Genomic DNA, 22,571 nt, shown 5'->3' on the forward strand with positions numbered 1-22,571 from the left:
GAGAATATATGAACAGAATAGGAGTTATGACCAGCGGCGGGGACTGCCCCGGCATGAATGCCGCAATCAGAAGCGTTGTCAGAACCGGTATCGCAAACGGTATAGAGGTGTTCGGTATCGAACAGGGATACAAGGGTCTGATTGACGGCAAAATTAAACTGCTTGAAAGCAAAGATGTTGCAAATATGATTTCCCGCGGCGGCACGTTCCTTAAAAGTGCCAGATGTATGGAGTTTAAAACTCCGGAAGGTCAGCAGGCGGCAGTTCAGCAGCTTCAGATGCACGGCATAGAGGGGCTTGTTGTCATAGGCGGCGACGGTTCGCTCACAGGTGCAAGGGTTCTCCATGAAAAATACGGGATAAAGGTAATAGGACTCCCAGGCTCCATAGACAACGATATATACGGAACAAGCATCTCCATTGGCGTTGACACCGCGCTGAACACCATCTGCCGTGCGGTGGATATGATAAACGAGACAGCAAGTTCACATGACAGAACGTTTCTTATTGAGGTCATGGGCAGAAACTGCGGTTATCTCGCCCTTATGTCCGCAATCGCAACAGGTGCGGAGGCGGTTGTAATTCCCGAAGTTCCGTATAATATAGAAAACATAATAAACAAGATAAAAGTAAGATACATTGAAGGAAAATCCAGAAGTATAGTCATTGTTGCCGAAGGCGCCGGAAGTGCTTATGACATCGGAAAGGCTTTCCAGCTTATCGGTGGGTTCGATACCAGAATTACGGTTCTGGGACACCTCCAAAGGGGCGGCGCACCTTCCGTTTTCGACAGAACGCTGGCAACTCGTCTCGGTTCCGCTGCCGTTAAAGGGCTTATAGAGGGCAGAAGCGGTGTCATGGCAGGACTTGGAGGTCGTGAGATAGTTTTCACTCCACTTGAGGAAGTGCTCACTAAAAAACGTGAACTTGATGCAACCATGATAAAGATAGCCGAGGAACTGAGTCTTTAATGAGCGTTACAACCAAAGGCGGAGACAAAGGGAAGACATCTCTTTTCAGCGGCGAGCGGGTGGGCAAGGACGACATTCGTATTGAGACGCTGGGTACAGGGGACGAGCTTGTAAGCAATCTCGGCGAGCTGAAATTTGTTCTGCCGCACTATGCGCAGGCTATTGAGAGGATACAGAAGAACATATTCACAGTAAATTCCCACTGTGCTGATACTTCCGGCGAAAAATTCAAAATAGCCGAAGGCGAACTGGAATTTCTGGAAAAGTTTATAGCAGATGGCGAAAAACAGCTTGATCTTAAAGGTTTTATCATTCCGTCCGAAAATATAAGAGCGGCTAAGGCGGATATCTGCCGCACCGTATGCCGCCGTTTTGAAAGACGATTGATAAGTCTCGGTGCATGTGCTAATGTGGATGCCGCTGTTATAAAATATATCAACAGACTGTCGGACTGGCTCTATATTCTGGCAAGGCTGGTTGGTAAGGAGAATCACTGATGTCACTTAAAGCTAGAATCACGGATGATATGAAAACGTTTATGAAGGAGAAAAATCAGCTTGCTCTGGATACCGTGCGTATGCTCCGTGCGGAGATAAAGAACGCTGAGATAGATGCTAAAGCGGAACTGGACGATGCCGGCATTCAGAAGGTGATCGCTTCCGCCATGAAAAAACGCAGGGATGCGGCAGACCAGTATAAGGCTGCGGGCAGGGATGACCTTGCCGATAAAGAACTTGCAGAAGCAAAATTTCTGGCAGGCTACATGCCCGAACAGATGAGCGAAGATGAAGTCAAAGCTGTTGTTAAGGCGGCTTGTGAGGGTGTTGATACATCCGATAAAAAGAATTTCGGTAAGGTTATGCAGGCTGTTATGGCGAAAACCGCGGGCAAGGCTGACGGGAAAATCGTCAACCAGCTTGTTAAGGATGCATTTGATGGGAATAATTGACGTAATCGTTCTCGTAATTATAGGTATTGTTGCTTTCAAAGGATATATGAAGGGTATCGTAATGGAGATATTCGGTATGATAGCCCTGTTTTCGGGCTTCATGATATCGTATCTCTATTCACCTGTGTTTGCGCAGCAGCTTGAAGTTTTCGCAATGTCGGAAAGAACCACTCAGGCACTGGGATATATTACTGCGTTTTTCACGGCTTATCTTATCATGATATTCATCGGCACCATATTGTCAAAAATGTTCAAAGAGGTTAAGCTGGGCTGGGTGAATCAGGGCGTGGGAGCCCTTTTCGGCGGGCTTAAAGCGGCGGCGATACTCAGTGTTTTCCTGAGTTTTCTGCTGACTACTCTTTCGCAGGACAGCAGTGTGCTTGCCAGCATGAAAGAGGGTTCCGTATCCCGAAAGCTGGCGGATTTCGCACCAAACGTTTATAATTTTATGAACAGAATACCCGAAGCGAAGAAACACAGTCCGTTCGATATCCCTTCGGCGGAGGCGGTTCAGCAGGCTATTGAAGATGCGAAGATGCAGGCGGTTGACGAAGCCGCTTCCCAGGCTGCTTCAAAGGTTAAGGAAACCGCTAAGAAAACTGACGACGCAGGCAAAAAAGGCGAAAATACAATACCTGCGCCTAAGAAAGAACCGAGTGTTCTTGAGGAAGATTTCCAGAAAAACTGATGATTCATTTAGACACCTTAGAATTCGGACTTTTCAAACAATATATGGAAAAGGGGTTCAGTTCTGCTCTGGCAAAGGGCAGGCTGAACGCCCTCAAGCCCTATTATGCTCTGGACAAGATAGAACGGTATAAGGCGGAGCTTAACGAAGCGCTGGACTATGCCGTTAAAGCGTCGGACATATATATCCCAAAAGACGATGAGTTTCTGTCTGTTCTGCCCAAACTGAATGACCCGCTCCTTTTTCTTGAACCGGATGAACTGCTGATATTCGCTGAGTTCTTCCATGGCGTGCGGGATATCAAAAAAGGACTCATCGAGCACGGCGCGGAGCATATGAAACTCTATCTGGGCGAGATATCTACCCTTTCGGAGATAACCGACCGCATCGATGAAACCGTGAACGATATGGGCGAGGTCAAAGACAGCGCGTCATACAGACTTTCAGAGGTTCGCGGCGAGCTGAAATCACTGCGGAAACAGGTGCAGAGGGAGCTGGCTGGCGTTTTTGCCATGGGTTCCGCATCAAAATTCGTTCAGGAACAGGTGATAACCGAGCGCAGCGGACGTTTCACCATCCCATGTAAGACCAATTTCAAACAATATATGCAGGGTATCGTGCACGACCGCTCCGCAAGCGGTCAGACCTTCTTTGTTGAGCCGTCCTCAACTGTGGGACTTAACAACGCCATACAGGAGTGCCTTGCGCAGGAACGTGAGGAGACTGTCAGGATACTTAAAGAGATTGCCGACAGCATATTCGGCGCTTTCACCCGTATTCAGGCAACTGTAGCCGCCTATACGGAGGTCGTTTTCCACCTTGAGACTGCGAAGTTCTATAAGGGAAAGGATTTTGTATTTCCTGAGTTTTCAGGTTCAGTAATGTTCCGGGACGTACATCATCCAATCATCTTTCTGGAAAAAGGGAAAGAATCGGTTCCGCTTGATTTTCAGATGATGAGCGGTGAGTTCACCGCCGTTATCACGGGACCAAACACAGGAGGAAAGACGGCTGCACTGAAATCCATAGGTCTCAACCATATTCTCGGCAAATGCGGACTGCCGCTGTTCGGTAAATACGCTGAAATAGTCAATTTTAACCATATTCTCGCAGATATCGGCGACAACCAGTCACTTGTGATGGATTTATCGACTTTCTCCGCCCATATGGTCAACATAAGGGATATTCTTAAAACTGCCGACAGCCAGAGCCTTGTTCTGCTGGATGAGGCTGGAACAGGCACGGAACCCAGAGAGGGCGCAGCGCTGGCTGTTGCCGTATGCCGGAAGCTGGCTGCAAAAAAGGCAAAAGCCGTTGTTACAACACACTTTACAGAGCTTAAAACCTACGCTCTGACAGAAGATACCTCCGTTATCTATGCGGTTGATTTCGATTATACTGACTTTTCTCCCAGATACAGACTCTTAAAGGGTGTTTCAGGGAAATCCGACCCACTTGTAATAGCGAAAAGGCTCAGATTTCCAGCGGATGTAATCGAGACAGCCACCGATATTATAGAACAGCACAAAAGTGATGCGGAGGTTTCCGTTGAAGAGATAAGCCGTATGCAGGCTGAGATAGCTGGAAAAACGAAGGATCTTGAACTTTTGCAGGCATATTTGAAGGAAAAAGAGGAGTTCATCGAACTGCGTGAGCAGGAACTCAGTGAAAAACTCGCGAAAAAGGAATCGGAACTGCTGGAAGAAGCTCTCAGACTCTATCACAGAGCAAAAAAATACGCTGAAAAACCTCATAAGATAAAAGAGTCTGTCGAAGAGGACATCAAAAAGGCTGAAACCAAGCTGGGCAAGGTCAAAAAAGAGATAAAACCTGTTGAAGGCGTAAAGACTGGAGACGTTATCTGGCTGGAAAAATACGACAAGTCCGGCAAAGTTCTCTCCGTTGACGGTGATTCGGCGAAGATGGATATCGGCGGGCTGAAAATTTCAATCAAACTGAAAGAGCTGGTTGGTAAAAAAATGGAGCAGAAGGACAGGGTTAAAGACGTTCTAGTGTCTAAAAACGTTGCTCCGTCGGCGAAACACGAACTTCTGCTTGTGGGGAAACGTGTCGAGGAAGCGCTTGATATTCTGGATAAAACGCTTGACGAGTCCGTTCTTGCTGGACTGAACAGACTGTATGTTGTCCACGGCAGAGGCACAGGGCAGCTTCGCAGCGGCATACAGGAGTTTCTGCGCAGCGATCCGCGCGTGCGTGCATATAAGACCGCTTCAAACGAAGAGGGCGGACAGGCTGTCACCGTCATTGATTTTTAATTCCCGTTGACAATCAAACATTATTCAGTAATACTTAACTCAAGCGTTGGCTTGGGGGCAATATGGAAGATATCGATATCAAAATAGGCGAAAGAGTCAGAAAGATCCGTAATGAAAGAGGGTTAACCCTACAGGATGTTGCTAATTTCACAGGATTTTCTAAAGCTCTTATCTCTCAGATAGAAAACAATATTGTTATGCCTCCGATCAGCACTCTCGGAAAAATAGCGAAAGTCCTTAATGTTAAAATGACCTATTTCTTTGAGGAAGAGGTCAACCAGAACGATTTTTTCATAGTGCGCAACGACGAAAAGAAATTCATTTACAGAGAAGGTGTTAAGCACGGCTATATGTATGAGGAACTGGCGAAAATGAAGTCGTTCGACTACATGGACTGGCTGCTTGTTACGGTTAAGCCTGAAAAAATGGACGAAAAACTTTTCAGTCACGAAGGTTACGAATACATGTACGTTGTTCAGGGCGGAATCAAAATGAAGCTGGGCAACGAGGATATCGATCTGCAAGAGGGTGATTCCATCGCCTTTAATTCAAAGATACCCCACGCCGCCGTTACGCTTGACAGCAGAACGGCTCTTATCCTTAACGCTCATCTGAAAATCGAAAAGCTGACGGAAGCCATCAAGAACGGTTAGAGCAATCACATAAATAATGTGAGACTGCTTCACCACTATAGGGGTTTGCAGAGACGGCTATTTCTTTTTGTTATCGCTCTGCACGCAAAGACTTCTATTCTTTAGAGTTTGAAAAATACCGCGAGTTCATCAAGTCTTGAGAGGCATCTGAGCAGTTTTTTCTGGAAGCTGGATTCAATAAGCTCAGGCGGGAAAATATCGGAAAGCTGATGCTGACTTCTTACGAACAGTTTCGTGTTATAGTAATAACAGTTGTCTATCAACTGGTTGAACCTGAGCGCATTATTAAGGTTGGGAAACGGTGTAAGTCCGTCTATAAATATAGCCTCCACCGCTTCTGGAATGACGAAATAGCGGAACGGGTGCACGGATTCCAGCAGCTTTATCAGATTGTCGAATGATATTTTTGATTTTGCCTTGGTTTCAGGCGTATACATTGCAAAAGCGTCCAGAAAACTGTCTTCGGATACGTTTTTCATCCATATTTTGTTTCTCTTTCTGTAGTCTTCTCCTTCAACTATGATGGTTTCGAAACTTCCCGCTATCTCTCCGAGCTGTTTTGTGAAATTATCCGTCTGAAAACGCAGCTTGCCAAGCTCGTTTGGCAGAGTGTTGGACGTGGTGATTATCAATGTGTTTTCGTTTATCTCACGGAAAAATTTAGCCATTATATGGGTCATTGCGGGGTCGTCCAGTTCAAATTCGTCTATAAGCAGCAGGCTGAGACCTGAGAAATGTTCTATGCACTTTTCAACGCCTAGATAGTGGAAATAATAGTTCATCTCGCCGAAACTCATAAACGCTTTTGTGCCGCGCTCGCATATATTGTAGCAGGAGCTTAAAAGATGGGTTTTGCCTATGCCGTAGCTGCCGTCAATATAGATATTGTTCGGCTTTTGTGAACCGTTGGATATTTTTTTGCCTTTCAGAAATCCGAAAAGGGATTTACCCTGTGCCTGTTTTGTCGGGGCGTAATGTTTCATTTGCTCAAGCGTATTCTGAAGCAGCGCTTTTATCTGTTCCTGTGTAGGGTAATTTTCATCCGGAATGTAATTTTCGAAGGTGCAGCGGGAGAATTTCGGATGTGGTCTGAGATTTTCAAAACACTGTTCCACAGATATGTCAAAGCTGATGGAGTTTAAGTCTATGTACTTTTCAGTATTGGTCATGTATAATTTCTCCCGATGGCGCGACAAGCAAAATGAATATATAAAATAATTGAGAGAAAATCAAATGCTTTCAAAGATTGAAAAAGCTGTTTTAAAAGCGGGCAAGCACCTGCTGGAAGGTTTCAACAGCAGAAAACAGGTTTCGCTTAAAGGAAAAATTGACCTTGTAACGCAGTATGATGTGGAGGTTGAGAAGATACTTCTGAATGAACTGTCGTTCATGTCCTGCGAATATGATTTTGTCGCTGAGGAGACACATAAAGAGAGAGCCGGAAAGAATAAGGCTGTTTATATTGACCCTATAGACGGGACAACAAATTTTGTCCACGGCTTTCCTTTCTGCTGCATCTCTGTCGGTGTGTACAACGGGAATGAAGGGCTGGCGGGTGTTGTGTATAATCCCGTTATGAACGAGATGTTTATTGCCGAGAAGGGACAAGGCGCTTTTATGAACGGTGAAAGGTTACGTGCCTCCGACAAGCACAAAAGTATAGACTGTCTTATTGCCACCGGATTCCCATATGGTATTGCGGAAGGTCAGGGGAATAATATATTAGATATATTAGCACGCGTACTGAAAAACACCAGGGGCATACGCAGAGCTGGTTCTGCGGCTCTTGACCTTTGTTATGCCGCTAGGGGTGTTTTCGACGGATATTACGAATTTAACCTGAGTCCTTGGGACATAGCCGGCGGAGCTGTTATAGCATCAGAAGCCGGGTGTCTTGTAACCGGAATGGACGGTACTGAATCGCCTGATCTTTATGAAAAATTTATTCTCGCCTCCTCTCCGGGGGTACACGCTGAATTGCTTGGGTTAATAAAAAAATAACGGTTTTTAATATTTGTGAAGTTAATTCTTTTCGCTAATGTGTGAATTTTGTGTTAGGATGATAATATTTCTTGATTAATATTTTATCTGGATGTTGCAAGGCGTGTATAAGATATTGGTGAATTGTGAGTGAGAAAAAACCGTAAGGTGAATACTCTGTATTACAATGTCTTTAACATTGATAATTTTGCGTATTAACTTTTATGAAATATCTAATTGTTTGCATTGTGGATATTTTCGATATTTCTGATTTTATGCGAGCGTTCTTGAAAGGCTAGTGGAATCAGTAAAATACATAAATCACAGTATTTACAATTATGTTTAATAGAAGTAAAGTTTCGCTGTGTTTAATTATAAGGTGCAGTAATAATGGCTTGTGTTCTCATATACAGTCGAGGAACCTTGGTTCGTGAATCAATGGCTAAGATGCTTCAGGAATTAAGGTCTGTCAAAGAGATATGTTCTGTTGCCAATCAGGCGGAACTGTCTGATATAATAAAAGAGAATGATCCTGATTTTGTGATCGCCGATATATATTCTCGCAATTACGGGACGGATCTGCTTGATTCTCTTGTAGCAAGCTATTCTCCCGAAAGAATCATTCTGCACACTACCAAAGAAAACAGACACATTAATTATTACAACTCCGTTCTGGGAATATGCCATTTTGTTTATGCTGAAGACTCTGTTGATGTCATCAAACGTGGTGTTGAAAAAATACTTGCAGGTGTCAACGGACTTATACCTGATAACTACTCAGGCATACTTACAAACAGAGAGTGTGAGGTTCTGCGGCTTATAGCTCTGGGAAAAACCAGCAAAGAGATAGCAGAGCAGCTTTGCATCAGCAAAAACACGGTGGATACTCACCGCAACAAGATGCTCCAGAAGCTGAACATCGCTAATTCAGCATCACTTGTACAGTTTGCATACAACACCGGACTGATATAATCATTCCTCTCAAAGCCACGTTCCGTTCGTAAGATAGTAGCTTGCCGGATACCATGCGCAAAGCAGAAGATACGCGCAGTTGCAGACCATGCTTACAGTTATCATCCTTTTTGGTGCTTTTCCGCTTATACAGGTTTGTACTCCTGCCGATATCCCAGAAGCCGTACCGCCGAACAAAGCAATATAAAACCAGTAGCCCGCATACCCGTATCCGCTCTGCAATATGCAGAAGGGGCATTTGTGTGTAGGCAGCTCATATATATACGGCGAAACACCGTATATCAGCACTGCAATCCCGGCAGCGGCATAAAGTATGTTTGCTGCGCCATAAAGCACCGGACGTTTCAGCAGAAAGGCTGCTGATGTCAGAATGAAGGCTGCCGCGAAGAGACTTACAGCGTGCTCTGAAAAGAACATTCTGAGAACGGAAGTGTCTTCTGCAAAGATAACGTTGCAGCAGCTTACAGGGACAGCGGGGTCTATGGAGGCAAAGTGCATAATAAAAAGCGTGCCTTCCATGCAGAAAGTCGCAAACAACATCGGTATCATTCTGAATTTCACAGTTGTGTAGGGCATTGTTTCGAGGCGGGTGTCGAAATGGTTCACCGTAAGCCATACCGCTGAAAGGTAGAGGTTGATTATTTTGAATATAATCAGGTATTTGCCGTATACGGTCGCGTTCAGTACGCCAGCGGCACACATGGCGCCTGTCAGATAAGCCGACAGCTTGTCGTTTGAATATATAAAAATGAGGAACGCAGGTATGTTAATCGCGAAAGCATATTTCATAAGAACCGAAACAAGATAGGTCTGCTTTTCAAGCAGGTACTGTTTTTCTGAAGTATTTGAAAAATCCCAGTGAAAAATGACCCTCGAACTCACAAAAAGACTTATGCAGAGAAAAAAGGTCAGTACGGCATAAAGGATCATCTGGACGAAAATATCGGGAATCAGGAAACTCATAGCTCAGTCCGTATTATCTTATCGGCAATGCCGCTTTCTGTAACAACTTTGTCGTGGGTTGCGATGAGCAGTGTTCTGCCTTCCGCTTTTATCCCTGCGAAAATTTCAAGCAGGTTTTCCGTCAGTTTTGCGTCAAGGTTTGAAGTCGGCTCGTCAGCCAGCACAACGGGAGGATTGTTTATCAGCGCTCTTGCAATTGCTATACGCTGCTGTTCTCCGCCGGACAGTCTTCCTGCGATGGTTTTTGCTTTGTCTGCTATTCCCAGTTTTTCCATTAGTGCAAAAGCCCTTTCCCGCTGCTGTCTGAAAGGTATTTTTGTCGGCAGAAGGGGTAGGGTTACGTTATCCAGTGTGGTCAGGTTCGGCATAAGGTTATAATTCTGAAAGATGATGCCCACAGATTCTCTGCGGAAGAGTGATGCAAACTCCTCAGGCAGTTTGGCAGTCTGTTTACTGTTTACCTCTATATTGCCGGACGTAGGGCGTGTCAGTGCCGCCGCAAGAGCGAGAATTGTGGTTTTGCCGCTTCCGCTTCGTCCGCTGAGTATGGCGGTCTCTCCGGCGGCAATATCCATGCTGAAGTTCTCCAGAGGCGTCACATCTTTATATTTTTTTGTGACGGAAGTGAATTTTATCATCTCAGGCTCTCCTGCGCGTCGGTTACTGAAGCCCTCCATGCAGGTATTATCACCGCTGCGGCATAAACTGGAACCGTTGCCATGAAAGTGAGGGCAATCTCCTTTGCGGGAAAGACGAATGGCAGCACGAAATCAGGGCGCATGTATGAATAACCTATGAATATTGATTTCAGCAGTGGAGCCTGCACACAGTAAACATAAAACAGAGCCAGAGGCAATGCCGTTATGAATGATGATATTGCTGTTATCAGGGTTTCATAGAACCTGACTTTGATTATATCGGAAGGTGTATAACCGACAGCTTTCAGAACGGCGATTTCCCTTCGCTCCTCCATGTTCAGTCCGGCAGCTCTGTCGAACACTATGATAAAGAACGTAAAAAGACTAACGGAAAATACGAGCATGAAAATACCGGAACTGAAATCGAACAGGTTTGAAACGGATGCCTGTTTAACCGCTTTGGTAGTGACCTCCGTGTCGGGGAACATCACAGAGAGCTTTTGCGCAATTGTGTCCGTCTCTTCCGGATTGCCGACGTAAACGGATATCTGTACAGCTTTTCCGTCGGGTATTCCGAGTATCTCCTTTGCGGATTCAACGTCTGTCAGCACTGTGGATGCGGACATAAGCTGCGACTGGGGAGAGAAGGTTCCTGCAACCGGCAGTTCCAGATAGGTGCCGTCCGGTTTTGCGAAACTGAACGCATCCCTGTTATAGATAGCTTTAAGAGTATCCGCGAGTTTATTTCCGGTTATCATCCAGCGTTCCTGAGTGAGTATGTTCTTGTGCCGTTTCACTGCTTTTTCAAATGACTGAGCATACTGCTGTGCAAACGGGTCTATACCGACTACTGTCAGGTTGGCTTTAAGGTAGTCGAACCTGTAAAGCCCGAAATATGCGGGTTCGGCGTACTGAACGCCTGGGATGAGGATAATGTCATCCACCCTTGATGTGCTGATCAGTTCATTCCGTCCGCCTCTGTTCATTGTTACTGAGATGTCCGGCACGGCTTCGCTTCCGTATGAGCTTTCCGCGCGCAGAGAGGCTGTTATGAAAAAAACTGAAAAACACAGCAGCATAAGCAAGGTGAGGATTATGTATACGAAAATGAATTTTGAGCGTCTGCCCGACATTGAGCAGAGTGCGAATTCAAAAAGTCCTGCTTTCATCTTCCGTACACCGCGGTTCTGATATCAGCGTTAAAAGCAGCCGGAGCATAAGGTGCGGAGCTTCGTTTATATTCGCAGAAGAGTACAGGTTCAGAAACACCCGCAAGCCGGACGAAAGCCGAGCGGACTGCTGTGTCCCCTGCAGAAGGTGAGCGGAAAGCGGCGAGGAAAATCACCTGCGCCGCCGTTACCGCTGTTAATATAAATATGAATATCAGAAACTTAACGCTTCTTAACGTCATTTAAGCATTGCCGTGGTGATTTCGGAAAACTTCACGATTGATTTTCCGTTGTGGTCGGTCATAAAGGTTTTTGCGTTCTGTTCGGATTCGAACGGAATAAGTTCGCTGCCCATAGGGCCGTACATATCGGAACCTATAACATAGAAGGCAGTATTGCCGTCTATAGCCTTTGATGTGTAATAATCGCTCACAAGTATCTTTGTGATGGTTATTTTATTATATTTGCCCCATTTTGCAGGTTTCTGCCAGAATTTGACAAGGTCTTTCACACCATCGAAATAGACTGATTTTTCTGCACCTTTAACGTCTTTATAAGTTATCTGGGCTGCCCATTTCGGATATTTAGCAACAAACATCCCGCATACAGGACATTTTGTTCCTTCGGGAACAGAGATGGTTGAATATCCGGCGGCGGTTTTCCTGAGAACCTCCCAGAGATACAGTGAAACAGCCTGAAGCTGACCCTCTTTAAGATCTCCGCAGACAGTATTGTTTTTTATATACGCTTTCATGCTGTTTATCTGCTCGAAAGAGGAGGGATCGACGGGTTTGCAGACGCTTTTGTAAATCTTTTCCCCCATAGGGTATACCATCTTCTGTTTCTTTTCCGCTGATGCGTTTTTATCCGCCTGCATGGAGTCCAGCGTCGCTTTAAGAGCTGCATCATAGTTTACGATTTCCCCGCCGTATTTTTTCCGGAACGCTTGTGCATCGGCAAGTGCAGCGAAACCGTATTTGCTGACTGTTGTCATTGTTCCGGGGGCTGAGCTGCCCATTACATATTGCGCTTTTTTAGCATTGGTAAACTTTTCTTTTGCGGCATCCATCACAAGAATTTCTTTAACATTCTCTGATATGTTTGCGTAATCTTCCGCGAAGCAGCGGATTGAGCAGTATTGTTTAGCCTCACCGTTTTTGAGCTTAACGGCGAAGTTCGTTTTGTAATACATTGGCAGATTCATGCCGCAGATGGGGCACCAGTGTTTTTGTTCGCCTTTTTGGAGAAGTTCCGGTGTGCCTGTGGCGTTGCGCTCAAATTCGTCAGGCATGTCTCCTGCGAATGCAAAAAAACTGAACATAAGTGCGAAAAAGATAATAATTTTTCTCATAAATCACCCTGAAAAGGTATTTTTATGAGGTTACCTCTGTTTAATAATATGTGCAAGGCAAATATCAGATTAATGTTCAGCAGTTCGGTCAAATAAACTTTCGCAGGGTTGGTTTTTAGTGTAAACTTAAAAAATCATACTTTTCGGGGATAGGATGAGATTTATTTTTTTTATTTTTCTCGCTGCTTTCTGTTCATTTTTCTTCGGGTGCAGCCCTGAAACACCGCCTTTTACACAAAAGAACGAAAAAAAATATATTCTGGTGTATTCATCTGCCGCGCTTGCAAGCGCTGTCGGAGAGCTTGCAGCTTCATATGAGAACAATAGCGGGTGCGGAATAGATATCCTGACCGGAGGAAGTGCGCATCAGGTTCGTGCCGTGCAGGTTAATAAAAAGGGGGATGTTATCTTTGCCTCTGTCGGCGATGTCGTGGACATACTTAAAGAGCAGGGCGTAGTTAGTGAAGAATATTCTCTCGGATGGGACAGGCTTGCATATTTCGTAGGATACGGCAATCCTCTTAAAATAGACGGAAATCTTCAATGGCTTACTGATCCTGGAATAAGGAGTATCATAGGTTCCGCTCTCACAAGCGGCGCGGGAGAAGAAACCCACATCGCACTGGAAAAAGCCGGTGTGCTGAAAGACGTTTTTGAAAACGCCACAGGGTTGGCTTCTGATTCAAAGCAGCTTTTGAAGGCGGTTGCAGACAATAACGCGGATATAGCAGTGGATTGGATGTCGCTTAAATACAGCCCCGATTCCAAGGGAACTCAGACAATTCCTATTGATTCTCCATTTTTCAGAAGGGTTACGGTTAAAGCCGGATTGCTCAGGTATTCACACGAGAAAGAGTGTGCGGCAGGTTTTCTCCGGTTTGCAGCCTCTGAAGTTGGGAGACAGGTATTTTATAAATACGGGATTGAGAAATAGAGTTTATGATCAATTTATACAAACCCAAACGATACTTTCTGTTTTTCATTTTTTTCCTGATTTTCGGATTGATAGGATTTTCAGCCATTTTCGCCATGCACAGCTATGAGCGCAGGCGTATGATCTACCTGAAAAGCTGCATGGACAACGTTAAAAACAAAGCTGATATTTACAGGTTTATCCGTATCCGTATAAGCGAGGTCAGCAATTATCTGCATCTTTACATAGAATCTGAAAAATTCAGCGAAATGGACAAGTATGAATCGAGGATATTTGAAGATATTGAGAGCATAGACAACGAACTCGGTGTTCTCGAAAATGGCGGGCTTCTTGTTGAAAAGCTGCCGGTCAGTTCGTCTGAGCTGGATAAATATACTTTTGACTACAGCTATAAAAAAACCGACAGCAAACCTTATGATATGCGAATAATCGATATGCGGGCAAAACTTGAAGAGTTGAAACTCATTGTGCATAGCTATCGGAGCCACCTTATAAACCGCATGTCGGCTGAAAAAACGTCGGATTTTGAACTCATTCTGTCTTCAGATCAGGAGATAAGGGTTCGCACGAAAGAGATAGATAATTTTTTCACAAGTTTTCAGATGATATCTAACGACGCGTACATAAGCGCTCTTTCTGACATAAAGCTGATGAATGATTACATCGCGTCCGAAAGCAGGCGGTTTTCCGTTATAAACCTTTGGATATGTTCTTTTTTCGGCTTAGTGCTCTCCGCTTGCGGTTTCTGGCTTGCATATGTCATATGGAACGTGCTTAAAGAGTCTTCACTGGCAAAAAGGGATTACGACGATCTGTTCATGAACTTTGACACAAAGCTGAAATCCAGAACTACGGAACTTTTCAGCAGACTGGACGATATTATCGTAAGCGAAAGCAACTTTAAAGAAAAATACGAATATATAAGCAAAATACTGGATTCAATGGAATGTTCTTTCTATGTCGTTGATGCGAAAACTTATGAGATAGTTTATGCAAACAGATACGCATCGGACGGAGGAAACATACTGAATCTCTCCTGCCATTCAGTCACACATCAGATGCTTTTGCCATGCAGCGGAAAAGAACATCCCTGTCCTCTTCAGTTGGTGAGGGAAACCGGAAAGCATGTTACGCTTGAACACATACATTCTCAGCCTGACGGTACAGACAAATATTTTGAAATACGTGCCTATCCGGTTTTCAATGAAACAGGAGATGTTGTGCAGATGATAGAGATGTCCGTTGATATATCGGAGTGGAAAAAGACGGAACAGTTTCTTATCAGCCAGCAGAGAAGTCTTGAAGAAAAAATAGCCGATTATTCCCGGATAGCCAGCGAACAATCAAGGATGAGGGAGAGCGCTGAGAGCCTTCTTGAAGACAATGAAAAACGTTTCAAACAGCTTATAGAGAACATAACAGATATAATAATCGTACTTGATGAAAACGGCAGAATAAAATATGCAAGCCCGTCAATGGATTTTGTTATAGGGTTCAGCAGCGAGCATATCAGGGGCAAATTTCTCGAAGATATCATTCCGGATGCTGACAGACAGGCTTTTTCATTCTGGATTCAGGAGATAAAAAGCGGAGGAACCGATCAGAAATCAGGAGAGTTCCGTCTTGTTAAGCGCGGCGGAGAAATCATAACTACAGAGGCTGTTGCCGTCAACATGTGCGAAAACCCGTCAATAGGCGGAATTGTTTTGAATATCAGAGACATTACAGCCCGTAAGAACGCGGAACAGGAGATGAACAAACTGGCGCTTGTTATGGAACAAAGCCCTGTGAGCATCCTTATCACTGATACAGAAGGTGTGATAGAGTATGCTAATCCCATGTTTGAAAAAGTCACTGGATACAGTGTTTCCGAAGTTTTAGGTAAAAAACCGAGTATATTGAAATGGGACGATTCGTCTCCTGAACTTTTCACTGAACTTTGGCAGACAATAACCTCCGGCAGGATATGGCGCGGAACTTTCACGAATAAAAAGAAAAACGGTGAAAAATATATTGAATCGGCAGTTATAGCACCAATATGCGGCAATTCCGGAGAGATAATCAACTACGTTGCCATAAAAGAGGACGTTACAGAGCTTTTACAGGCGCGTAAACGTGCGGAAGAGGCGAATATCGCCAAGTCCCGTTTCATAGCAAACATAAGCCACGAGATAAGGACTCCGCTGAACAGCATCATAGGGTTCAGCGACGTTCTTAAAATAACCGGACTTAACGAGAAGCAGAAGGGGTATCTTGCCACTGTACGCTCAAATGCAGAAACGCTTCTGGATATATTCAACGGAGTCATGGATCTGGCGGATGTAAACACTGAAGAGTTTTCTATCGACAGCCAGATTGTAAACGTTGATGTTTTAGCTGATACTGTCAACAAGGTTCATAGAAAATCTGCTGAAAATAAGGATATTTCATTCCTCTGCTATGTGGATGCTGATATTCCCAAAAAACTCAGAGGCGATTCTTTCCGTGTAGGTCAGGCTGCTTCGAACCTTTTGTCCAACGCTGTTAAATTTACCGAACAGGGCGGACAGATAGAGTTCAATATCCGTAAAAAAGCTGAAACTGATAATACTGTAAGTGTTGAGTTTGAGGTAAAGGACACAGGTATCGGTATATCTCAGGAGAAACTGGATATAATATTTGATTCCTTTGTTCAGGGGGATAGCACCGTAACCCGCAGATTCGGCGGCGCGGGGCTTGGTCTGAGCATAGCGAAGAACATTCTGAAAAAATTCGGATCCGATATAAATGTTGTAACAGAAGAGGGTGAGGGAAGCACTTTCTCGTTCGTTGTTGAGTTTGAGAAGTCCGAAAAAGAGGAGCGACCGACGGCTTCACCGGAGGTATGTTTTTCATTCGACGAGCTTTCCGCACAGATAGGGCTTGCGCCGAATGTGGTTGTTTCCCTGCTCACCGGCTTTTGTGAAGAATCGTCTGCCGATCTTAGAAAAGCTGCGGAGGAACTTTCAGCAGGAAACATCCGCACAGCCAGAGACCTCATCCACTCTGTCAGGAGCGCTGCCGGAAATCTCAGAATTGAAATATTGACCGAAAAATTGAAAAATGCTGATGAATTTGCTAAAAAGAATAATGCTCTTTATGTCAAAGAACTGATTAAAGAGATTATTGATATGCTTACCTTTATTAAAAATGAAACATTGAAGCGGGGATAGTATGGGCTTTAACGGAAAAATCGTTTCTGTTGACGATAATAAGCTCAATCTGATGCTTATTGAATCGATGCTTGAAAGTATGAATATTGAGATTAAAAGTTTTACTGATCCGGCTCTGGCGCTGGACTATATCAGGACTGCCCAGGCAGACCTTATCCTGACAGACTACATGATGCCTGAAATGGACGGTATTGCGCTTATTAAACGTGTAAGGGAGATGGAGGCGGACGTTCCTATCGTCATGATAACCGCTGTTGACGATGACGACAGTATCAAACTTTCCGCGCTTAACGCAGGCGCATCGGACTTTCTTTATAAACCGCTGAAACTTTACGAGTTTCAGGTGCGCGTTAAAAACCTTCTTTCACTCAGAAAGAACCAGCTTTTGTTGCAGGACCGCGCGGCACTGCTGCAGCGCGAGGTTGAAACAGCAACGCTTAAAATCCGTATGCGTGAGTTTGAAACACTTACAATAATAGGTCGCGCAAGCGAATATAAAGATACGGAAACAGGCAACCATATCAAACGGGTTGCGCACTACAGCAAGGCGCTCTCAGAGCATATCGGCATGGATGGCGAGTTTACGGACGCGCTGTATTTTTCAGCGCCGCTGCATGATATCGGAAAACTCGGTATTCCTGACAGCATCCTTCTTAAACCGGGAAAACTGGACGAACAGGAATTTTCCGTTATGAAGGAACATACGACCATAGGGTATAAAATACTCGCCGATTCCGAGGGGAAATACCTTAAATTCGGCGCGGACATAGCGCTTTCACATCATGAGCGGTGGGACGGAAAAGGATACCCGAACGGACTGAGCGGCGATAATATCCCCATCTGCGGGCGTATAGTCGCTGTCAGCGACGTTTTCGATGCTCTGTTGTCGAAGCGCCCTTATAAACAGAAATGGGAATATGAAGATGCAAGACGCTTTATTCAGGATAACGGCGGAACCATGTTCGATCCGCAGCTTGTGGACGCTTTCGATAAGCTGAAAAGCGTTTTTCAGGACATCATGCACAGCTATGACGATGCGGATTAGATTTTGAGATAAAAATAGTCTTGACATGATTTCAATAGTACCTATTTTAGTTTTAAATACTCCTTTTGCAAATAACGTCAAATACGATTAGGCGGTACGGGTAGGCAGACCCCGTACCGTTTTTAATCTGACAGTCAATGTTTCTTTTCAGGTGCCTTTTAAATTAAAAAGAAGTTTAAATGACACCTACCCAAACACAATCAAATTAATTATTATGTCAGAAAAAGAACCGGAGGTTCCCATGCAGGTTAACAGGGAAGACGCATACAAAATTCTGACAGAATACACAAAATCAGACTCACTCCTGAAACATGCGTTCAGCGTTGAACAGGCGATGCGCAAATATGCGGAAAAATTCGGCGAAGATGTTGAACGCTGGGGTGTCACAGGGCTGCTGCACGATTTTGACTATGAAAAATACCCGACATTAGAGGAACACCCCTATAAGGGCGTGGAGATTCTTCGCGGTATAGGATATCCAGAAGATATACTTGAGGCTATCATGGGGCACGGCACGTCTACAGGCGTTGCCAGAGTTACCCCCATGGCGAAGACGCTTTTTGCGGTGGACGAACTTTGCGGTTTTCTGCTTGCCTGCGCATATGTCAGACCCGACAAGTCCATCGCAAACGTTGAAGTTAAAAGCGTTAAGAAAAAGCTGAAGGACAAAGCATTTGCCCGCGCTGTAAACCGTGACGACATTGCGTTGGGCATAGCCGAGATGGGCGTTGACCCGGATGAGCATATAGGCTTTGTAATTTCAGCTCTGTCTGAAATTTCGGACAAGCTGGGTGTATGAACCGGCTCACCGCTGTAACTCTCGACGACGGGCTGACGGTGGAAACCGTCATGTACCCGTATGGCACTCTGTGCATCTCTTCGCAGGCAGGCTGCCGGATGGCGTGTCCTTTCTGTGCATCCGGACGCAGGGGGCTTGTCAGGGGACTCACGGCGGAGGAGATGCTCACACAGGCTGAAACGGAACCGACAGCTAAACGCATAACGGTTTCAGGTATAGGCGAACCTCTGGATAATTTTGAAGAGGTCGCCCGTTTCATCCGCATGTCGCTGTTGCCTGTGTCTGTGACAACTACAGCAGTCCACCCCGAACTGCTGATTAAGCTGCTTCTGCTCCCGCACAACGGGGTGATGATATCGCTCCATTCCGGAACTGATGAGGCGCACAGAAGACTTGTGCCCAAGGCTCCGCCTTTGTCTGAAATATACTCCGCACTGGCTGAGGCATGGAAAAAAATGTCGGTGCGCGCCAGAAAAAAAGTGGGGCTCAACTACCTTCCTGTGGAGGGTATAAATGACAGTGACATGGAAATTGAGCTTTTTGCGGAAAGCGCACTGAAATTTCCCGAATCGTCCGTGCACCTGCTCACCCTGAACAAGGTGGAGAACAGCCCGTTCAGACCCGTAAGCTCGCTGCGCGGGGAGGAGATTTTCCGCTTTCTGCGAGGCATGGGACTGAATGTCCGCAGGGCTAATTCTTTTCGCAGACAGGAGAAAGGCGGCTGCGGAACATTATGGCTTAAAAAATATCTTGACTAACGGATAAAGATTATGCATTATACGCTCATGAATATATTTGCATCTAAAACAAACGTTAAAAATTGGTGGTGGCGTTCTTCTGTTATATAAGAAGGTTTTCGCCATGAGATTGTGTATAACAGCCGTGCGGTGAAAACCGCACGGCTTTTTTGTTGCCTTACAGGGCCGTGTTCTGAAAAGACCACGGCCTTTTTTTTGAATTTAAACACATAAGGAGATAAAATGAACCTCAGACAGCCCGTTTACCCCGACAGGGAAACATTTCTGACACTGGCAAAGGACTACGACAGAGTCACTGTGTACCGCGAACTGATGGGCGACACCGTAACGCCTATCTCGCTCCTGCGCAACTTCACCAACGAAGAGAACGTGTTCCTTCTGGAGAGTGCGAATCTGGACAAGACATTCTCCCGTTTCTCATTTTTCGGAAATAACCCCAAGCGGGTCATCACATTTCAAAACGACACCATCACAGAAAAATCCGGCGGAAAAAAGAAGACGTTCTCAATGAACCCAATGGAATACATGGCACAGCAGTTTTATGCTGAAAAGGGTTTCAATGACGGCAAGTTCGGCGATTTTGCAGGCGGTTTTGCAGGTTTTTTTGCTTACGAGTCCATAAACTACATGAATATCCTTAAAAAGCCCGTCAAATGTTCCAAGAATAACAAACTGCTGGGATTCATGGAGGTTGACGAGTTCTTTGTGTTCGATAACCACCTCTCAAAACTCTACGCAGCCATGAGTGTCAGAACCTCCGGCGGTGAAGAGGCTTACGACAAGGCAGTTAAGCGCACACATAAGATGGGCAATGATCTTAACCGTTTCAATTTCGACAATTTCGATTCGGATCTGGACTGCGAAATAATCAAGGATATGGAAAAGGATGAATACATGCGCTGCGTTGAGCAGGTTAAGCAGGAGATAAAAGACGGTGAAGCGATTCAGGTTGTTATCAGCAACGCGTACCGTATTCAGGGCAGTCTGAACCCACTCAGCCTCTACAGGTCGCTCCGCAACATCAACCCTTCTCCCTATATGTTCTTCCTGAAGTTCGGCAGCGAGGTTCTTTTGGGTTCGTCTCCTGAGATACACCTGAAGGTTGCGGGCAGAAAAGCCACCCTGAAACCCATTGCCGGAACAAGCCCTATAACAGACGACATAGAAGAGGCAAAGAGAAGACTTCTTGCGGATAAAAAGGAGTGTTCAGAGCACCTTATGCTGCTGGATCTCGCACGCAACGACCTTTATACCTGTTGCAGACCGGAAAGCGTAAAAGTTGTTCAGGAGTTTGTACCGGAGGTATACAGCCACGTTATCCATATCGTGAGCGAGGTTGAGGGGCAGCTTGAGGATTCCGCCAACCCCCTTGAGCTGTTCATGAGATGTTTCCCCGCGGGTACAGTTTCCGGTGCACCAAAGGTCAGGGCTATGGAACTTATCGAGCAGTACGAGAAGTCCGAGCGTGGTTTTTATGCCGGATGCGTTGGTTATTTCGGGTACAGCGGCAACATGGACACCTGCATCACCATCCGCAGCGCGTTCGTGACGCCGAAAGAGACTGTCCTGCGCGCAGGCGGAGGGATAGTTTTTGATTCAGTGCCGGAGAACGAGTTCAAAGAGGTCGAGAACAAGCTCGGTGCATTATTCGCCGCATACAAGAATATAGCGGCAGCGGAGGGAAGAGATGTTTCTGTTGGTTGATAACTACGATTCGTTCACATACAACCTGTACGCGCTTTTCAGACTGGCGGGCGCAGAGGTTGACATTATAAAAAATACGGAGTTCAAAGCGGCGGACGGCTATAAGGGGATAATCCTTTCCCCCGGACCTTCAAATCCGTCGAACTCCGGCACAACCCTTGAATACCTGAAAAAGTACACAGGTAAAATCCCGATGATGGGCGTTTGTCTGGGTATGCAGGCGATGGGGTATCATCTGGGTTATGAGATACGCGGTGCGAAGACCATAATGCACGGAAAGACCGACAGCATAAGAAAAACGCGCGAATCAAAACTTTTTAAAGGGATTGAGGACGGATTCGCAGCGGTGCGTTATCACTCGCTGGCTGTGGCTGCCCCCGAAAGTGTTATGACGGCAGTTGCCGCATCCGACGGCGAGTGCATGGCTATGGAGGATGATGCGAACAGGCTTTACGGGGTACAGTTTCACCCAGAATCGATTCTGAGCGCATACGGCGACGTTATGGTTAAAAATTTCATGAATATATGCGGGGTGTCAAAATGAGCGTTGAACTTGTAAAAAAATCTTGCATGGGCGGGAGCCTTTCTTTTGAGGAAACATACAGCGCGTTCATAGATATGATGGACGGAAAACTGGAAGAGGCAGAGATAGCCGGAATACTCATTTCAATGAGGCTCCGCGGTGAGACGGTGGACGAGATTGCTGGTGCGGCGCGCGCCATGAACGAGAAGAAGATAAATTTCGATACCGACGTGCAGGTTTACGACACATGCGGTACGGGCGGCAGCGGAAAATCCACCATGAACGTATCATCCGCAGTGGCAGTTCTGCTCTCCGCAATGGGGTATCCGGTGGTTAAACACGGCAACCGTGCAGTAAGCGGTGTTGTGGGTTCCGCTGATATATTTGAGATGTCAGGCGTTCCGGTAAGCAGTGAAAAATCCGATATGCAGAGCTATTTCGGTAAACATAATTTCGCATTCCTTTTCGCTCCCATGTACCACCCTGCGCTGAAATACGCTGGCGCTGTACGCAGAAAACTCCGCGTTCCCACGATATTCAACTTTCTGGGACCGCTGGCGAACCCTGCGAACGTCGGCGGACAGATCGTGGGCATGGCGATGCGCGACAAGCTGGCAGTCCTTGCCGAAAGCCTTCTGATGCTGGGGCGTGACAGGGTAGCCGTCTATTCGTCTCTGGACGGATATGATGAGATATCCTCTTTCGCCCCCACAGAGGTTCACGAGGTTTCCGGCGGCAGGATTATAAAGCATTACATCAATCCGGCGGAATACTTTACGCCTTTCCAGATGCCTGTTGTCAAAACCAACGGGGACGCTGATTTCTTTTTTAACAAGGCGATTTCCGCGGACGGCGGCGATTATTCAAAACTGATAGCTCTCAATGCTGGGCTGGCGCTCACGGTGTTCGGTAAGACCGACAGCATCCGCGACGGCTACAGGCTGGCGCTTGAGACCATCAAAACCGGAATCGTAGTTGAAAAACTTGCAAGTCTGAGAGGAAACTGA

22 protein-coding genes are annotated in these 22,571 nt (G+C 45.7%); 16 read left to right on the top strand and 6 right to left on the bottom strand.

The window, feature by feature from the left end; genetic code table 11:
- The first annotated feature begins 8 nt into the window (after positions 1-8).
- From pfkA to Q7P67_RS08090, 6 genes are all read left to right on the top strand, one after another.
- Complete coding sequence (pfkA, locus tag Q7P67_RS08065) at positions 9-971, top strand: 6-phosphofructokinase (protein WP_303851453.1); 963 nt, start codon at positions 9-11, stop codon at positions 969-971.
- Complete coding sequence (locus Q7P67_RS08070) at positions 971-1,468, top strand: cob(I)yrinic acid a,c-diamide adenosyltransferase (protein WP_303851454.1); 498 nt, start codon at positions 971-973, stop codon at positions 1,466-1,468. Before pfkA ends, Q7P67_RS08070 begins: the two co-directional genes overlap by 1 nt.
- Entirely contained in the window at positions 1,468-1,920 is a 453-nt protein-coding gene (locus Q7P67_RS08075) for a GatB/YqeY domain-containing protein (RefSeq protein ID WP_303851455.1), read from the top strand. The genes Q7P67_RS08070 and Q7P67_RS08075 overlap by 1 nt, the downstream gene beginning before the upstream one ends.
- Positions 1,907-2,608, top strand: coding sequence for a CvpA family protein (locus tag Q7P67_RS08080; protein ID WP_303851456.1), 702 nt, complete (start codon positions 1,907-1,909; stop codon positions 2,606-2,608). The genes Q7P67_RS08075 and Q7P67_RS08080 overlap by 14 nt, the downstream gene beginning before the upstream one ends.
- Positions 2,608-4,884 (top strand): endonuclease MutS2, encoded by a 2,277-nt coding sequence (locus Q7P67_RS08085; protein ID WP_303851457.1) that lies wholly within the window; start codon positions 2,608-2,610, stop codon positions 4,882-4,884. The genes Q7P67_RS08080 and Q7P67_RS08085 overlap by 1 nt, the downstream gene beginning before the upstream one ends.
- A 62-nt stretch (positions 4,885-4,946) precedes the next feature.
- Positions 4,947-5,537: a helix-turn-helix domain-containing protein gene (locus Q7P67_RS08090; protein WP_303851458.1), complete on the top strand. Its 591-nt coding sequence runs from the start codon at positions 4,947-4,949 to the stop codon at positions 5,535-5,537.
- 101 nt (positions 5,538-5,638) lie between these two features.
- Here Q7P67_RS08090 and zapE read toward each other — a convergent pair whose 3' ends face one another.
- Entirely contained in the window at positions 5,639-6,706 is a 1,068-nt protein-coding gene (gene zapE / locus Q7P67_RS08095; RefSeq protein ID WP_303851459.1) for a cell division protein ZapE, read from the bottom strand.
- 64 nt (positions 6,707-6,770) lie between these two features.
- Between zapE and Q7P67_RS08100 the strand changes: the two genes are divergently transcribed.
- Positions 6,771-7,538, top strand: a complete 768-nt coding sequence (locus tag Q7P67_RS08100) for an inositol monophosphatase family protein (RefSeq protein ID WP_303851460.1) — start codon at positions 6,771-6,773, stop codon at positions 7,536-7,538.
- A 369-nt stretch (positions 7,539-7,907) separates the two neighbouring features.
- A complete protein-coding gene (locus Q7P67_RS08105) occupies positions 7,908-8,489 on the top strand; it encodes a response regulator transcription factor (RefSeq protein WP_303851461.1) in 582 nt (193 codons plus the stop codon).
- 9 nt (positions 8,490-8,498) lie between these two features.
- On the opposite strand, the gene Q7P67_RS08110 is transcribed toward Q7P67_RS08105, so the two are convergent.
- Genes Q7P67_RS08110 through Q7P67_RS08130 form a run of 5 tightly spaced genes read right to left on the bottom strand, consistent with a single transcriptional unit; the run spans position 8,499 to position 12,610 of the window.
- Complete coding sequence (locus tag Q7P67_RS08110; RefSeq protein WP_303851462.1) at positions 8,499-9,452, bottom strand: hypothetical protein; 954 nt, start codon at positions 9,450-9,452, stop codon at positions 8,499-8,501.
- Complete coding sequence (locus Q7P67_RS08115) at positions 9,449-10,090, bottom strand: ABC transporter ATP-binding protein (RefSeq protein ID WP_303851463.1); 642 nt, start codon at positions 10,088-10,090, stop codon at positions 9,449-9,451. The genes Q7P67_RS08110 and Q7P67_RS08115 overlap by 4 nt, the downstream gene beginning before the upstream one ends.
- Positions 10,087-11,259, bottom strand: coding sequence for an ABC transporter permease (locus tag Q7P67_RS08120; RefSeq protein WP_303851464.1), 1,173 nt, complete (start codon positions 11,257-11,259; stop codon positions 10,087-10,089). The genes Q7P67_RS08115 and Q7P67_RS08120 overlap by 4 nt, the downstream gene beginning before the upstream one ends.
- Positions 11,256-11,501 carry a hypothetical protein gene (locus Q7P67_RS08125; RefSeq protein WP_303851465.1) on the bottom strand — a complete coding sequence of 82 codons (246 nt, stop codon included), beginning with the start codon at positions 11,499-11,501 and terminating at the stop codon, positions 11,256-11,258. The genes Q7P67_RS08120 and Q7P67_RS08125 overlap by 4 nt, the downstream gene beginning before the upstream one ends.
- Positions 11,498-12,610 (bottom strand): nitrous oxide reductase accessory protein NosL, encoded by a 1,113-nt coding sequence (locus Q7P67_RS08130; protein ID WP_303851466.1) that lies wholly within the window; start codon positions 12,608-12,610, stop codon positions 11,498-11,500. Before Q7P67_RS08130 ends, Q7P67_RS08125 begins: the two co-directional genes overlap by 4 nt.
- 154 nt (positions 12,611-12,764) lie before the next feature.
- Here Q7P67_RS08130 and Q7P67_RS08135 point away from each other — a divergent pair, with 154 nt between their 5' ends.
- From Q7P67_RS08135 to trpD, 8 genes are all read left to right on the top strand, one after another.
- Positions 12,765-13,544 (top strand): substrate-binding domain-containing protein, encoded by a 780-nt coding sequence (locus Q7P67_RS08135; RefSeq protein WP_303851467.1) that lies wholly within the window; start codon positions 12,765-12,767, stop codon positions 13,542-13,544.
- A gap of 5 nt (positions 13,545-13,549) precedes the next feature.
- Positions 13,550-16,735, top strand: a complete 3,186-nt coding sequence (locus Q7P67_RS08140) for a PAS domain S-box protein (protein WP_303851468.1) — start codon at positions 13,550-13,552, stop codon at positions 16,733-16,735.
- A 1-nt stretch (position 16,736) separates the two neighbouring features.
- A complete protein-coding gene (locus Q7P67_RS08145) occupies positions 16,737-17,780 on the top strand; it encodes an HD domain-containing phosphohydrolase (protein ID WP_303851469.1) in 1,044 nt (347 codons plus the stop codon).
- Between the two features lie 241 nt (positions 17,781-18,021).
- Entirely contained in the window at positions 18,022-18,579 is a 558-nt protein-coding gene (locus Q7P67_RS08150; RefSeq protein ID WP_303851470.1) for an HD domain-containing protein, read from the top strand.
- Positions 18,576-19,337 (top strand): radical SAM protein, encoded by a 762-nt coding sequence (locus Q7P67_RS08155; protein ID WP_303851471.1) that lies wholly within the window; start codon positions 18,576-18,578, stop codon positions 19,335-19,337. The genes Q7P67_RS08150 and Q7P67_RS08155 overlap by 4 nt, the downstream gene beginning before the upstream one ends.
- A gap of 222 nt (positions 19,338-19,559) precedes the next feature.
- Positions 19,560-21,041, top strand: coding sequence for an anthranilate synthase component I family protein (locus Q7P67_RS08160; RefSeq protein ID WP_303851472.1), 1,482 nt, complete (start codon positions 19,560-19,562; stop codon positions 21,039-21,041).
- Positions 21,025-21,585 carry an aminodeoxychorismate/anthranilate synthase component II gene (locus Q7P67_RS08165; RefSeq protein ID WP_303851473.1) on the top strand — a complete coding sequence of 187 codons (561 nt, stop codon included), beginning with the start codon at positions 21,025-21,027 and terminating at the stop codon, positions 21,583-21,585. Before Q7P67_RS08160 ends, Q7P67_RS08165 begins: the two co-directional genes overlap by 17 nt.
- The gene (gene trpD, locus Q7P67_RS08170) at positions 21,582-22,571 is read left to right on the top strand and encodes an anthranilate phosphoribosyltransferase (RefSeq protein WP_303851474.1); all 990 of its coding nucleotides are present in this window, start codon (positions 21,582-21,584) and stop codon (positions 22,569-22,571) included. The genes Q7P67_RS08165 and trpD overlap by 4 nt, the downstream gene beginning before the upstream one ends.

It is taken from the genome of Seleniivibrio woodruffii (assembly GCF_029267515.1).
In the GTDB taxonomy this organism is placed as follows: domain Bacteria; phylum Chrysiogenota; class Deferribacteres; order Deferribacterales; family Geovibrionaceae; genus Seleniivibrio; species Seleniivibrio woodruffii_A.

Bases quoted from the DNA above. Each gene is read 5' to 3' on its own strand.
- pfkA (WP_303851453.1), top strand. From the start codon at position 9: ATGAACAGAATAGGAGTTATGACCAGCGGCGGGGACTGCCCCGGCATG.
- Q7P67_RS08070 (WP_303851454.1), top strand. From the start codon at position 971: ATGAGCGTTACAACCAAAGGCGGAGACAAAGGGAAGACATCTCTTTTC.
- Q7P67_RS08075 (WP_303851455.1), top strand. From the start codon at position 1,468: ATGTCACTTAAAGCTAGAATCACGGATGATATGAAAACGTTTATGAAG.
- Q7P67_RS08080 (WP_303851456.1), top strand. From the start codon at position 1,907: ATGGGAATAATTGACGTAATCGTTCTCGTAATTATAGGTATTGTTGCT.
- Q7P67_RS08085 (WP_303851457.1), top strand. From the start codon at position 2,608: ATGATTCATTTAGACACCTTAGAATTCGGACTTTTCAAACAATATATG.
- Q7P67_RS08090 (WP_303851458.1), top strand. From the start codon at position 4,947: ATGGAAGATATCGATATCAAAATAGGCGAAAGAGTCAGAAAGATCCGT.
- zapE (WP_303851459.1), bottom strand. From the start codon at position 6,706: ATGACCAATACTGAAAAGTACATAGACTTAAACTCCATCAGCTTTGAC.
- Q7P67_RS08100 (WP_303851460.1), top strand. From the start codon at position 6,771: ATGCTTTCAAAGATTGAAAAAGCTGTTTTAAAAGCGGGCAAGCACCTG.
- Q7P67_RS08105 (WP_303851461.1), top strand. From the start codon at position 7,908: ATGGCTTGTGTTCTCATATACAGTCGAGGAACCTTGGTTCGTGAATCA.
- Q7P67_RS08110 (WP_303851462.1), bottom strand. From the start codon at position 9,452: ATGAGTTTCCTGATTCCCGATATTTTCGTCCAGATGATCCTTTATGCC.
- Q7P67_RS08115 (WP_303851463.1), bottom strand. From the start codon at position 10,090: ATGATAAAATTCACTTCCGTCACAAAAAAATATAAAGATGTGACGCCT.
- Q7P67_RS08120 (WP_303851464.1), bottom strand. From the start codon at position 11,259: ATGAAAGCAGGACTTTTTGAATTCGCACTCTGCTCAATGTCGGGCAGA.
- Q7P67_RS08125 (WP_303851465.1), bottom strand. From the start codon at position 11,501: ATGACGTTAAGAAGCGTTAAGTTTCTGATATTCATATTTATATTAACA.
- Q7P67_RS08130 (WP_303851466.1), bottom strand. From the start codon at position 12,610: ATGAGAAAAATTATTATCTTTTTCGCACTTATGTTCAGTTTTTTTGCA.
- Q7P67_RS08135 (WP_303851467.1), top strand. From the start codon at position 12,765: ATGAGATTTATTTTTTTTATTTTTCTCGCTGCTTTCTGTTCATTTTTC.
- Q7P67_RS08140 (WP_303851468.1), top strand. From the start codon at position 13,550: ATGATCAATTTATACAAACCCAAACGATACTTTCTGTTTTTCATTTTT.
- Q7P67_RS08145 (WP_303851469.1), top strand. From the start codon at position 16,737: ATGGGCTTTAACGGAAAAATCGTTTCTGTTGACGATAATAAGCTCAAT.
- Q7P67_RS08150 (WP_303851470.1), top strand. From the start codon at position 18,022: ATGCAGGTTAACAGGGAAGACGCATACAAAATTCTGACAGAATACACA.
- Q7P67_RS08155 (WP_303851471.1), top strand. From the start codon at position 18,576: ATGAACCGGCTCACCGCTGTAACTCTCGACGACGGGCTGACGGTGGAA.
- Q7P67_RS08160 (WP_303851472.1), top strand. From the start codon at position 19,560: ATGAACCTCAGACAGCCCGTTTACCCCGACAGGGAAACATTTCTGACA.
- Q7P67_RS08165 (WP_303851473.1), top strand. From the start codon at position 21,025: ATGTTTCTGTTGGTTGATAACTACGATTCGTTCACATACAACCTGTAC.
- trpD (WP_303851474.1), top strand. From the start codon at position 21,582: ATGAGCGTTGAACTTGTAAAAAAATCTTGCATGGGCGGGAGCCTTTCT.